This is a genomic window from Alteromonas sp., assembly GCF_984505615.1.
In genome coordinates this window covers 13944-27552 of the sequence record NZ_CFHOXV010000049.1, presented here as the reverse complement: position 1 = coordinate 27552, position 13609 = coordinate 13944, and the positions used below count along the sequence as shown (strand labels likewise).

Annotated in this window: 10 protein-coding genes; 6 read left to right on the top strand and 4 right to left on the bottom strand. The window is 48.0% G+C overall.

Annotated elements, in window-relative coordinates:
• Window positions 1-1065: 1065 nt before the first annotated feature.
• The 3 genes from AC4PME_RS18565 to AC4PME_RS18555 all read left to right on the top strand — a co-directional run bounded on the left by AC4PME_RS18565 (window position 1066) and on the right by AC4PME_RS18555 (window position 5561).
• Window positions 1066-2448, top strand: a complete 1383-nt coding sequence (locus AC4PME_RS18565) for an MATE family efflux transporter (protein WP_491045882.1) — start codon at window positions 1066-1068, stop codon at window positions 2446-2448.
• Complete coding sequence (gene uvrB / locus AC4PME_RS18560) at window positions 2445-4460, top strand: excinuclease ABC subunit UvrB (protein ID WP_119500743.1); 2016 nt, start codon at window positions 2445-2447, stop codon at window positions 4458-4460. Before AC4PME_RS18565 ends, uvrB begins: the two co-directional genes overlap by 4 nt.
• A gap of 174 nt (window positions 4461-4634) precedes the next feature.
• The gene (locus AC4PME_RS18555) at window positions 4635-5561 is read left to right on the top strand and encodes a LysR family transcriptional regulator (RefSeq protein WP_119500744.1); all 927 of its coding nucleotides are present in this window, start codon (window positions 4635-4637) and stop codon (window positions 5559-5561) included.
• 78 nt (window positions 5562-5639) lie between these two features.
• Here the strand turns inward: AC4PME_RS18555 and queC are convergent, their stop codons facing one another.
• Complete coding sequence (gene queC, locus AC4PME_RS18550; protein ID WP_119500745.1) at window positions 5640-6296, bottom strand: 7-cyano-7-deazaguanine synthase QueC; 657 nt, start codon at window positions 6294-6296, stop codon at window positions 5640-5642.
• Window positions 6297-6412: 116 nt separating this feature from the next.
• On the opposite strand from queC, the gene queE reads away from it, so the two are divergent.
• The gene (gene queE, locus AC4PME_RS18545; protein ID WP_232373546.1) at window positions 6413-7063 is read left to right on the top strand and encodes a 7-carboxy-7-deazaguanine synthase QueE; all 651 of its coding nucleotides are present in this window, start codon (window positions 6413-6415) and stop codon (window positions 7061-7063) included.
• Between the two features lie 42 nt (window positions 7064-7105).
• Complete coding sequence (locus AC4PME_RS18540) at window positions 7106-7993, top strand: type 2 periplasmic-binding domain-containing protein (protein ID WP_491045881.1); 888 nt, start codon at window positions 7106-7108, stop codon at window positions 7991-7993.
• A gap of 107 nt (window positions 7994-8100) precedes the next feature.
• On the opposite strand, the gene asnB is transcribed toward AC4PME_RS18540, so the two are convergent.
• Window positions 8101-9774, bottom strand: a complete 1674-nt coding sequence (asnB, locus tag AC4PME_RS18535) for an asparagine synthase B (RefSeq protein WP_491045880.1) — start codon at window positions 9772-9774, stop codon at window positions 8101-8103.
• A 288-nt stretch (window positions 9775-10062) separates the two neighbouring features.
• A complete protein-coding gene (locus AC4PME_RS18530; RefSeq protein WP_491045879.1) occupies window positions 10063-11727 on the bottom strand; it encodes a M28 family metallopeptidase in 1665 nt (554 codons plus the stop codon).
• 72 nt (window positions 11728-11799) lie between these two features.
• On the opposite strand from AC4PME_RS18530, the gene AC4PME_RS18525 reads away from it, so the two are divergent.
• Complete coding sequence (locus AC4PME_RS18525; protein WP_491045878.1) at window positions 11800-12654, top strand: DUF3025 domain-containing protein; 855 nt, start codon at window positions 11800-11802, stop codon at window positions 12652-12654.
• Between the two features lie 55 nt (window positions 12655-12709).
• On the opposite strand, the gene AC4PME_RS18520 is transcribed toward AC4PME_RS18525, so the two are convergent.
• Window positions 12710-13411, bottom strand: coding sequence for a YIP1 family protein (locus AC4PME_RS18520; RefSeq protein ID WP_119500751.1), 702 nt, complete (start codon window positions 13409-13411; stop codon window positions 12710-12712).
• Between the last annotated feature and the right edge of the window lie 198 nt (window positions 13412-13609).

Genomic DNA, 13609 nt, shown 5'->3' with positions numbered 1-13609 from the left:
GGGGGACCTGCGGATTAACAGTCCGTCGCTCTAACCAACTGAGCTAAGGGGGACCGGCTTTCAACGGAGGCGAATATTAATGACGTATGTTGTCACTGTCAACAAACGTTTTAAGGTTTTTATTCCGTTCGCTCAAAAAATAGCTTTTTTCAGATTTTCGAGCCAAAAATTGTTCAAAGCGCTTAAAAAATACACTTGTTTACACCAGGTACAGACAGGTTGTTGAAAAATAAGTCAGATTTTTGACTATGCCTGAAATCGAATAAACACAAATAAAGCTTATAACTAAAAAGTTAGCCGAGTAATTTAAAGGGTATTAAAAAGGCTTTGACTGCTGTATTAAAGTACAGTTATTAATGTAACGGTAACGTGCATCAGCCAATCATAAGGTTAGTCTTCACTTACAAAAAAATCGGCGGGATCCCGGAAAATACACGTGAATACTGGCCTTTACGCACTTATCCACTAAATCTGTGGATAACTATGTTGATAGGTGGGGGGATCGTTGGAATTTGCAGCAATAAATCAGTTTGACTCGTTGATGTGATGGCGTGAATTTGTTTGGTTTATTTATTAAATTCAACTACTTGTATTGTTTGATCGTGCCCGGTGGATAATATGATCTGCATTGGTCACACATTAACACACTTGTGTGTTAATTCGCTAACAGCGGTTAATAAGGCAACAGGATTTTGACGATCTTTTTTAGTGTTAACGGATAATTAACATAGTTCGCCGGATCCACACAGGGATTAAAAGGGTTTTCCCACGCCGGTTATATGACACAAGCTGTCAAATAGCTGTCATCCCACTGTCATTTAAAATTGTGGAAAATCATAGGTGTTTTTCATTTATAAAAGACGAACTTTTGACGGCTTAGTGACTGACAAGGCGATAAACCAAAATCTGTCAAATAAAAAAATAAAAATATTTCTTAAAAAAGAATAAAAGATAAGACGGGTGTTCACCGTGGCGGATAGTCGTGCAACCGGGCAGTCACTCAAGTAGACTAAGCCCGTTTTATTTCCCATCGTCACTTCATGGCGAATCAGTAAAGAGACCGACGTGACCGAATCAAAAAATAACACGCGCGCTTCCAGTTTAACGCAAGGTAATGTAGCTACTATATTAAAGCGAATGACCGTACCGATGATCATGGGCATGGTTATGATGATGAGCTTTGGCCTTGTTGATACGTTCTTCGTCAGTTTACTGGGCACTGAACCTCTGGCAGCCATCAGTTTTACGTTTCCGGTTACCTTTACGGTTATCAGTTTAAATATCGGCCTCGGGATTGGAACGTCAGCCATTATTGGTAAGTTGCAGGGTAGCGGGAGTTATTCTGAGTCCAGGGAGTATGCAACCAGCTCGATAACCTTGTCCTTCGTGATGGTGGGTTTGCTTGCCGTTGCGGGGTATTTTTTGATTGACCCGATATTTAAAGCACTGAACGCCAGTGAAACATTGATGCCCTACATTCATGACTATATGTCATTGTGGTACTTATCAAGTGTGTTTCTGGCGCTTCCCATGGTGGGGAACAGTGTGTTGCGGGCATGTGGTGATACACGCACTCCCAGCATCATCATGGCTGTTGGCGGCGCATTGAATGCAGCCCTTGATCCCATTTTTATTTTTGGCTGGGGACCGGTACCGGCGATGGGGATTCAGGGAGCGGCACTGGCGACGTTCCTCGCCTGGGTGGCGGGAGCCAGTTATATCATCTGGTTGCTGGCAGTGAAACGAAACCTGATGGTACCCCGTTTATTGACCATTACTGAACTTCGCAGAAGCTGTGCGCCCATCCTGAAAATTGGTCTGCCGGCTGCAGGGGCGAATATGCTTACACCTGTCGCCGGTGGTGTGATGACCGCAGTAGTGGCGAATTATGGTGCAGAGGCCGTGGCTGCATGGGGAGTCGGGAACAGGCTTGAGTCCGTTGCGTCTATCGTTATTCTGGCATTGTCCATGACCCTGCCGCCCATTATTTCGCAAAATGTGGGAGCCGGTTTGTATCAACGGGTTGAAGAAGCTTACCGGTTAACCGTGAAATTTGTGATTGGCTGGCAACTTGTCGTGTTCGCTCTCATGTGGTTGCTTTCCGGCTGGATAGCCCAAATGTTTGCTGAGGAAGCTGAAGTGGCCTGGCTCATTCATCTGTTCCTGATGATAGTCCCGCTGGGCTATGGGATGCAGGGAATTGTGATTTTAACGAATTCGTCATTGAATGCCATGCACAAGCCAATGGCAGCGTTGATCCTGAGTGTCATCCGGCTGTTCGTTTTTTACGTACCTGTATCCTATGTGGCAAGTTTGTTCTTTGGTTTGAAAGGCTTGTTCTGGGGCGTCGTCATTGCCAATTTGTGTATGGCGACCATCTCTTATGTTTATTTTAATCGGGCGCTGTCTGAGCATCGCCGGCAACCGGGAGAAGAAGTAGCACAATGAGTAAAGGCTTCGAACTGGAATCCAAATATCAACCGGCAGGGGATCAGCCAAAAGCCATAGAAGCTCTGGTTGACGGGCTGGAAAGCGGTCTTGCCAGTCAGACATTGCTGGGGGTTACCGGCTCCGGTAAGACCTTCACCATGGCGAACATTATTAAGCAGGTGCAGCGTCCGACATTGATTATGGCGCACAATAAAACCCTGGCGGCCCAGCTTTATGGTGAAATGAAAGAGTTCTTTCCGAACAATGCGGTGGAATATTTCGTTTCCTATTACGACTATTATCAGCCTGAAGCGTACGTTCCCAGTACCGATACTTTTATAGAGAAAGATGCGTCAATCAACGACCACATTGAACAAATGCGGTTGTCAGCGACAAAGGCACTGATGGAGCGGCGTGACGTTGTTATCGTGGCCAGCGTGTCTGCCATTTATGGTTTGGGTGATCCTGAGTCCTACATGAAAATGCTGTTGCATTTGCGCCAGGGCGATACTATGGATCAGCGGGATATTCTGCGCCGTCTTGCCGAACTGCAATATAAGCGTAATGACCTGGCTTTTGAGCGGGGTACATTCCGTGTGCGCGGAGATGTGATTGATATTTTCCCTGCGGATTCAGAGAAGCAGGCCGTGCGGGTAGAATTGTTCGACAGTGAGATTGATAAAATCAGCCTGTTTGACCCGTTGACCGGTGCGGTGGATAAATCGGTGATCCGTGCCACGGTGTTTCCTAAAACCCACTATGTCACACCCAGAGAAAAAATTCTGGCTGCCATTGAAGAGATTAAAGTTGAACTGAAAGATCGCAAGGCGCAGCTACAGGAGAGTAATAAGTTACTCGAAGACCAGCGGATTTCCCAGCGTACCCAGTTTGATATCGAAATGATGCTGGAGTTGGGTTATTGCTCGGGCATTGAGAACTACTCACGCTATCTCTCCGGCAGAGCGCCGGGTGAACCGCCCCCGACACTGCTGGATTACTTTCCTGCTGACGGCCTGATGTTTATAGATGAATCGCACGTCACTGTGTCGCAAATCGGGGCGATGTACAAAGGCGACCGGTCGCGGAAAGAAACTCTGGTGGAATACGGCTTCCGGTTACCATCTGCACTGGATAACCGGCCTCTGAAGTTTGAGGAGTTCGAGCAGATCTCTCCCCAGACGATATATGTTTCCGCGACGCCGGGTGAATATGAGCTGAAAAAATCTGACGGCGAAATTGTGGAGCAGGTTGTACGTCCCACCGGCTTGCTCGACCCTGAAATTGAAGTGCGTCCGGTGGCGACGCAGGTTGATGATGTACTGTCTGAAATCCAGAAAAGGGTTGCCGTAGACGAGCGGGTGTTAATTACTACGCTGACCAAGCGCATGGCCGAAGATTTAAGCGAATATCTGAATGAACATGGCGTGAAAGTGCGTTATTTGCATTCCGATATTGATACCGTGGAACGTATTGAAATTATTCGCGATCTCCGTCTGGGTAAGTTCGATGTGCTGGTGGGCATTAACCTGCTCAGGGAAGGCCTGGATATGCCCGAAGTGTCGCTGGTTGCGATTCTCGATGCGGATAAAGAGGGCTTTCTCCGCGCTGAGCGCTCACTGATCCAGACCATTGGCCGTGCAGCCCGTCACGTTAATGGCCGCGCCATCATGTACGCAGATGTGATCACCAAGTCGATGAAAAAGGCCATTGATGAAACTAACCGGCGCAGGGAGAAACAGGAAGCCCACAATAAGGCCAACGGTGTAGTGCCTCAACGGTTAAACAAACCCATTACGGACATTATGGACTTAGGTGACAGTGCCCATCCTGCTTCCGGTAAAGTGAAACTGCGTAAAGTTGCCGAGAAGAAAAAGGAAATGCAGGCTGCCAGTGCCACGGAACTTATGGCGCAAATTGCTGATCTTGAGAAGAAAATGTTTGAGTTTGCCCGTGAGCTTGAATTTGAAAAAGCCGCGTCAGTGCGTGATGACATCGAAACATTACGTAAGCAGGTCGTCGCCGTGTCTTAAGGGGTTTGTCAGATATATCAGAAGCGTCCTTCGGGGCGCTTTTTTTGTTTCAGTTTAATTAAATCGTTAATTCCGGTGAATAAACTTACAATTTGCCGTTGTAATCGGGCAAACAGTTACCTATTATGATTCTAAAGTATTTATAACTATACCTATAATTTCACGGATTGCGCCATGTTGAATCGTTTACAAGAATCAGATATTAAGCTGTTACGGGTGTTTTATGCGGTTGCGAGTTGTAATGGATTTACTGCCGCTGAGCCGGTGTTACGTATGCAACGCCCTAATATCAGTGCTGCGATTAAAAAGTTAGAAGAACGTCTGGATCTGGTGCTTTGTCACCGGGGCCGTGGCGGTTTTCAGATGACAAAAGAAGGTGAAGTAGTTTTCCAGGAAACCAAACGAATCTTCAATGCATTCGATAACTTTGTTTTTAACTTGAAATCGCTTCACGACGATTACTCCGGTCACATTACCCTGGTAATGATGGCAGGCCTGCCGCTTTCCATGCATCTTGCAGTCAGTAAGGCTGTTAAGAGCACCATGAAGAAATTTGATGATATCCATGTCAATATTCAAACCCGTCTGTACAACGAAGTAGAGCACGTTGCGTTATCCGGTGAGTGTCACCTCGTGATTTCTACTTACGACATGGTGAAACCCGAATCTGTAACGTTCCATCCGGTTGGCATTTCCTGCAAGGGCCGCCTGTACTGCTCACCGACACATCCGCTGGCAAAATTCCGCGATGTGTCACTGCCGGAAGACGTGAAAATTGGTGAGTATCCGGCTATCGGCATATCCGGTCTGTCATCTGCCAATTATATTGAAGATGATCAGCGTCTGGCTATTCAGACGTTCTCCGATTCTTTCGAGGCGGCGCTCTCTGCCATTATGACCGGTGAATACATTGGTTTGCTGCCGGACTATATTGCTAAAGAGCAGGGCGCAAGTTTAGGACTGGTGCCTATTGCTAAAGGCAGTCTGTTTAACTTTAACCACGAACTGTTTGTGATGAACGGTAAAAATACCCGCCTGAATCCGGTACTCCGCCACTGTATCAAAGAGCTGACTTACTTTATTTCAGAAAGTCAGAAGTAACAGGCATCATGCCGGTCAGATTGAATTGAAAAGGCCCCGCAATATTGCGGGGCCTTCTTCTTTCATTTCAGGACAACATTACTCATAGGTGAGAGGGTCCACAGCACCGTTATCACGAAACGCTTCCAGCCGCTCCTGACAAGCACCGCAACCACCGCAGGCATGTTCTCTGCCGTTATAGCAGGTCCACGTTTTACCGTAATCCAGTCCCATTTTAAGACCATCGGTGAGTATGGCTGTTTTGCTTACTTTTAGATAAGGGGTGACAATTTCAACCGCTTCATAATTCGCAATGGCGCACACGTCATTCATCTTCTCAACGAATTCAGGGCGGCAGTCCGGGTAAATAGCGTGATCACCCGAGTGAGCACCGTAATACACTTTGGTGGCATTTTCGCTGACCGCATAACCCACAGCCAGTGACAACAGGATCATATTTCTGTTCGGCACCACGGTGGTTTTCATTGACGGCTCTTCATAATGTCCTTCCGGCACATCAATGTCATCAGTCAGTGCCGAGCCGCCAACCAGTGAATTAATGACAGAAATATCCACCACTTTATGAGGCACATTCAGCTCAGTACACACGGCCGCAGCATAATCGAGTTCTTTTTTATGCCGCTGACCGTAGTTAAATGACAGGGCATAAGGTTTTTTCCCGTCAGCGATGGCTTTGTGCAGTACGGTGAAAGAATCCATACCGCCGGAATAGATAACAATGACTTTTTCAGACATAAGTTCGTTTTTTTCGCGAAAAGATGCCAGAATTTTATGTGATTCTTGGTAAAATCCCAAGCCGAATCAACAACAGGTACACCACATTGCATCACACCCGTCTTAAAATTAATGAAATGTTCGAAACGATTCAGGGCGAAGGCGTAAAAACCGGCGTTCCGTCAGTGTTTGTGCGTTTACAAGGGTGTCCGGTGGGTTGTCCCTGGTGTGATACCAAACATACATGGACGCTGGACGAGGCGTTTTTGACAACATCAGATGAAGTCCTGTCGAAAACTCAGGAGAGTGAAGCGTGGTTCAGTATTGAAGATGAAGCGTTACTGACCTTATTTAAAGAAAACGGATATCAGGCCAAACACATCGTGATCACCGGCGGTGAGCCGTGTATGTATGATTTGCGTCCGCTCACCTCACTGCTGCATGCGCGGGGGTACACCACGCAGATAGAAACCAGTGGTACCTTCGAGGTACTGTGCCATGAAGACACCTGGGTTACGGTATCGCCTAAAGTCGACATGAAAGGCGGCATGCCGGTGCTGACTCAGGCGCTGGAGCGGGCGGATGAAATTAAGCATCCTGTGGCTATGCAAAAGCATATTGATGAGCTGGATAGTCTGCTGGCACGGCTGGACGGAAAGCTACCGGCAAATATTTGTCTGCAACCTATCAGTCAGCAGCAACGTGCGACGGATCTTGCTATCGCCACCTGTATTGCGCGAAACTGGCGCTTATCGTTACAAACACATAAATATATCGGCATTGAATAGATTTATGCTGTCTGTTCAGGCACGACACTAAGGATTTTAACGATGGGAAAATGGTTGTTTCCGGTTCTTCTGCTCTTAAGTGCGAATGTGCATGCTGCACTATGGTCGATAACCTATCCGCGGCCTATAGATGAGCGCGATTTGCGCAATGAATATCCGCTGGCTTTACTTACCCTGGCGCTGGAAAAGACAGGCGTAAAATACAGTTTACTGCCGTCAGACCGGATCATGCTGCAAGGGAAAGCACTGCGTCAGCTGCGGGAAAACCGCGAAGTGAACGTAGTCTGGAGTATGACAGACGCCCAGCGTGAAAAAGACCTGTTACCAGTGCGCATCCCGCTGGCGAAAGGACTGATTGGCTGGCGCGTATTTCTGATCAATGAAATGAACCGCAGCCGCTTTCCACAAGCGCTGAGCAAATCTGCCTTGCTTAAACTGGTGCCTATTTCCGGTGAAGAGTGGCCGGATACCAAAATTTTGCAGGCAAACGGGTTTAACGTGTTCACCGTGCCGGCGTATGGTGATGCAGCGGAAGTACTGGAAACGAACAAGGCTGACTTCTTCCCCCGTTCAGTGATGGAAGCGCTGAATGAGCTTGAGAAGGGGAATTTGTCTTCAGACATCGTACTGGAAAGCAATACAGCGATTTACTATCCCACGGCGTTGTATTTTTTCGTAAATAAAGGCAATACCACACTGGCACGGCTTATCGAGACGGGTCTGCAGATGGCAATTGAAGATGGTTCTTTCGACGCTTTGTTTTTGTCTACCTATGAAGATACGCTGAATGCACTGGAGCTCGAAAAGCGCACCACGATAGAGCTGGATAACCCGCTTTTACCACCTTTGACACCTGTGCAAAACGATGCACTGTGGTATAAGCCTGCCAGTATTGATGCCACCATCGATGCTACGGAAGAGAATCCCTGAAATCTGGTGAATCTGGCGGTCAACGCGCCGGCTTTAAACAGAGTCTGTTATCAAGCTGATACAAAAAAGCCCGGATTCACCGGGCTTTTGTCTTTCTAACTCATGAATCAGTGGCTGTTGCCTGAGTGCACGTCTTTCATCGAACGACCTGAAGGGTCAGCATTATTCTTGAAGCTTGCATCCCACTCAAGTGCCTCTACGGTACTACAGGCGATGGACTTACCACCCGGAACACAGCGTGCAGCGCTTTCCTGCGGGAAGTAGCCTTCAAAGATAGTGCGGTAGTAATAACCTTCTTTGGTATCAGGTGTGTTCACCGGGAAGCGGAATTCTGCTGTCGCCAGTTGCTGATCAGACACTTCTGTTTCTACGAAGTCACGGATAGAGTCGATCCAGGAGTAACCTACACCGTCACCGAACTGTTCTTTCTGACGCCACAGTACTTCTGGTGGCAGCGTTTTACCGTCGTCGAAAGCTTTACGCAGGATCCATTTCTCCATGCGGCCATCCACACACATTTTGTCCTGCGGGTTCAGGCGCATTGCAACGTCCATGAAATTTTTGTCCAGGAACGGTACACGGGCTTCAACACCCCAGGCGCTGGTAGCTTTGTTGGCACGGGCACAATCGAACATGTGCAGACGATCCAGTTTACGTACTGTTTCTTCGTGCAGTTCTTTTGCGTTCGGCGCTTTATGGAAGTACAGATAACCACCGAAAATTTCGTCAGAGCCTTCACCGGACAATACCATTTTGATACCCATGGCTTTGATTTTACGGGTCATCAGGTACATTGGCGTAGCTGCACGGATGGTGGTGGTATCGTAGGTTTCCAGATGATAGATAACGTCACGAATCGCATCCAGACCTTCCTGAATCGTGAAGTGGATTTCGTGGTGAACAGTACCAATCATATCAGCAACCTGTTTAGCTGCTTTTAAGTCCGGTGCACCTTCAAGGCCAACTGCGAAGCTGTGCAGGCGTGGCCACCAGGCGTCAGACTTGTCTTCGTCTTCAACACGCTTGGCAACATACTGAGCCGCAACGGCAGAAACCAGCGATGAATCCAGACCACCGGACAGCAGCACTGCGTAAGGTACGTCAGACATCATGTGCGACTTAACGGCTTTTTCAAAAGCCACTTTCAGGTCGTCCAGATTCGTTTCGTTATCTTTTACTGCATCGTAGCTCATCCAGTCGCGCTTGTAGTACTTAGTCAGCTCGCCGGTTTTGCTCCACAGGTAATGACCCGGAGGGAATTCACTGATGGTTTTACAGATAGGCGCCAGCGCTTTCATTTCTGACGCAACATAGAAATTGCCATGTTCGTCGTAACCGGTATACAGCGGGATAATGCCGATGTGGTCACGGGCAATCAGATACGCATCCTGAGACTCGTCGTACAGGATAAAAGCAAACATGCCTTCAAGCTCATCGATAAACTCAACGCCTTTCTGCTCGTACAAAGGAAGGATTACTTCGCAGTCCGAGCGGGTTTTGAAATCATAAGGCGTTGCCAGATCTTTGGCGAGTTGCTTGTGGTTATAGATCTCACCGTTAACGGCCAGGATCTTATTATTATCCTGGCTGATGAGCGGCTGTGCACCAGTGTCTACATCGACGATGGCCAACCGTTCATGGCACAGGATGGTATTGTCATTATTCCAGATACCCGACCAGTCAGGGCCGCGGTGACGCAGCAACTTTGTATAATCCAGCGCTTGGGTTCTGAGTTCAGACACATCGGTTTTGATATCAAGGATACCGAAAATACCACACATAAAACGGGTTCTCTCTTGTCACTTGTTGAAAAAAAGGATTGTTTATTCTGTCGGGTCGCTTAACGCGGCCGCGGGTGAGACTTTATTGTTTTTGAAGGGTGCAAACTCCGCGTCTGTTGAATGTGCCAGTATGAGAGAAAAAAGCAAGGAATAACTTGCCGGAAACTCAAATTATCCGTTATTCAGGGCGGGTAGTGGCGATTTTCGCGGAATATTGAAAGAGATGTTGCAAAACGGATGACTAAAAAAGCAACAGGCTGCCCGGAGGCAGCCTGTTTGCGTAAGTGCTTAGCGCTGGAATTCGCTGGCAGCATTCCATTTCGGCCAGCTGTCAGCATTGGCCACATCTGTACCCACTTCAAACAGCATTTGCGTATCCTGGGCGATGCCTGATAAATCCCACTCCTTGCGGAATTCATCACAAACCTGGTGATAACAACCGGTTACGATGACATTCATGCGTTTGCGGTAGGTAGCCGTTTCAGCATCCCAGGGTTCGTCTCCGCCTTCTGCGTACAGAGCCGGTACGCCTTTCTTGGCGAAGCTGAAGTGATCAGAACGGTAGTAAGAGCCGGCTTCCGGACGGTCTTCCTGTGTCAGATAACGGCCCTGACGGGTTGCTGCTTTTTCCAGATAGGTTTCCATTTCTGATTTACCCATACCGACAACACTGACATTTTTCGTTTTACCCAACACGTTCATGGCGTCCATGTTGATGTTTGCAACGGTTTTCTCCAGCGGGATAACAGGATGATCAGCATAGTATTTTGAACCCAGCAGTCCTTGCTCTTCAGCCGTCACGATCAGAAACGTTACTGAGCGGGCAGGGCGGGGCGTCAGTTCACCGAATGCTTTTGCCATCACAATGGCGGCTGCTGAACCGGTGGCATTGTCATGGGCACCATTGTAAATCTGATCACCTTTCAGGCTTTCATCTTTACCCAGGTGATCCCAGTGAGCAGTGTAAATGACGTGTTCATCAGGCTTTTTTGCACCCGGAAGGGTGGCAATCACGTTATGGCTGACAGATTTTTGAAAGGTGTTCTTCACTGTCACAGAGGCGGTTAAGCCCATGTCTTTGTGATAGGGCCCCTGCAATGCTGCCTTTTTCTCAGCATCGAAATCCAGGTCTGCGTCGGCAAAGACTTTCTTTGCCGCATCCAGTGTGAGCCAGCCTTCTACAGCAACCCGGCTGGCGCCGCCATCCTGAGATACCAGGCCGTATTGAGGGCCACTCCAGCTATTGGCAACCACTGACCAGCCGTAAGAAGCTGGTGCTGTTTCATGCACAATAATCGCACCGGCAGCACCCTGACGGCTGGCTTCTTCATATTTGTAACTCCAGCGGCCGTAGTAGGTCATGGTCGTGCCCTGGAACTTACCGGACTGAGGATTTTCGAAACCCGGGTCATTCACCAGAATCACCACAGTTTTGCCTTCTACATCCAGACCTTCATAGTCATTCCAGTCATATTCCGGTGCATTAACGACATAGCCGACGAAGACGAGTTCGGAATCTTTTAGATCGATGACTGATTGTTCCCGTTTAGAACCGGCAACCATGTCTTCTTTATAACGGAACGTGTTATCACCAATGGTCATCGTCATGTCGGGATCGGCAGTGATTTCCATTAAATCCACAGGTTGCAGATAGCTGTCACCGTTACCCGGTGCTAGCCCGGCGGCTTTGAATTCTGAAACCAGAAAGTCCAGTGTTTTCTGTTCACCCGGTGTGGTGGGAAGGCGGCCTTCAAACTCATCAGAAGCCAGTGTTTGCAACGGTCCGCTGATGTCTTCAGCAGTGATCCCTGCGTATACGCTGTCAAAATTGGCTGTGCTGCCAGCCTGCGCGGTATCCGCCGGTGCGGGTTGATCGCTGCTGCAGGCAGAAAGTCCTGCTGCAGAGAGTCCGACCAGCGCCGGTACCATAAATGGCAAAAGAATTTTTTTCATTGTTAGTCTCTGTTTGCTCTACAATAACGTCCCAGTATAGAGAATCAAACACACCGAACCAATACATCGCTTATGAATTCCACCGCAGAGAGTTGGTCATCTGCCATAAATCGTTCCAATCTTGCTTTTTCTGTCCGTGAGCTGTTAACCCGCACCGGCCTTGACGTTGAAACAGAATTTCCGTCAGCGGCTGTTTTAAATGACGTTGTCCGCCGGCATCACCCTGTGAACTGGCCGGGTCCTGAATTTAAAGGGCAGTCTTCTTTTGCGCTTTCTGAACAACGTTATTATGAACAGATCATCTTTGAAGATAATGTCGTGCCCACGAGGGAAAACAGCTGGCATGATCTATTCAATGCATTGATCTGGTTGCAGTTTCCACTAACGAAGCGATGTCTGAATACTCTGCATATGCAGGATATCAGTCGTTTCGGCGTAAGCCCCCGTACACCGGCAAGAAATCGTATTACCCATTTTGATGAATGTGGTGTTGTAATTGCTGTACCGGACGATATGAAGGCTCAGGCTGAACCTTTACTCAATGCACTGGCGATGCATAACTGGCAACAGGTTCTGGTTGAACACAGAGACAAATGGGGTCAGTTATTGTTTCCGGTGATATTCGGCCATGCCAATCTCGAAATGTTATTGAACCCGTTTACCGGCCTGACGGGTAAATGGATGGCGGTCACAGTGCCCCGGGGATTTGCTTCTATGTCATTCGAACAACAATGCAGGGAGACGGATTGCGCAATGGAGCAGAAAATCGCTTCCTGTGATGTCTTTCAGAGTAAAGGCATGCTTCATCCTTTACCGTTACTGGGCGTGCCCGGCTGGTACCCGGTGCAGGACCGGCAGTTCTACGCTAATACGGATTATTTTCGGGCTGTATCCTCTAAAAAGCAGTTGCAGATGCCACTGATTTAGTACTGTCCGGCGGGTTTAAAAGTCACTGCTGTGCTTTCAACCCGCCAGTACAAGGTTAAAGCAATACGAAAACCAGCCAGATTCCGTAAATGATGGTGACAGGGGCGGCTGCAACCATCCAGGCTTTTTTGTTGCTGAAACTTGTCCACTGACCAATTGCCACCGCGGTGAGATAAATTGACCATAGCATATCGAGCCGGAACTGACCGATATTGTAAAACGCTGAGTCCGGTGTCAGTCCAAATATCCATGTAAAGGTAAGCGGGCTGAGACTGGCCGGGTCTATTTCGTGGGTGCTGGCCATCACCAGTACCAGCAGTGCCGCAAAACTGGTAAGCAGAGAGGGAAGTGCGGTCCACCATGTCATTCCGTACCAGTCGGTAAAACCCTGCACTGATTTTTCATCATTGCGGGCCATGAATGTGAGGTATCCGGCATAGATGGCATTCAGGATTATGACGCCAAGGAATACGCTGACAATCGTGCTCCACATCACGAATCCCTGAGTCATCCGTTCTGTAAATGCCTCTTTTTCTGCCGGACTCACGTCACCCAGTTGCATGTCTGCAATAAAGTTTCTGTACCAGTCGAAATCAATGGTCTGGAAATACAGATAAACCGGAACAAGGCTCATACTCATTAAGATGAAAAACGGAACCCATGACCAGTTGTCAGTGGTAGCCAGCTTTCTGAAAACGCCGTTCGGGCGAAAGAAAGTCTCGCTGATGGCCTGAAAGGGATTGGATATTTCCTGCATAATTACTCCTTTATTTGCGTACAGATGCCATTTTTTCCTTAATTAACAATGCTGGCACAGGGAATTTTCTTTGTTACCTTAGAGAAAAATGCTGCCTTTGTATACTGACCCTGTACAGAAATATTCTGTCGCATTTTTTTGCTTGAAGAGTGTAATAAAGTTGATTCAAAGTAGACTAGGTTTACTTCTCTTCCGGTA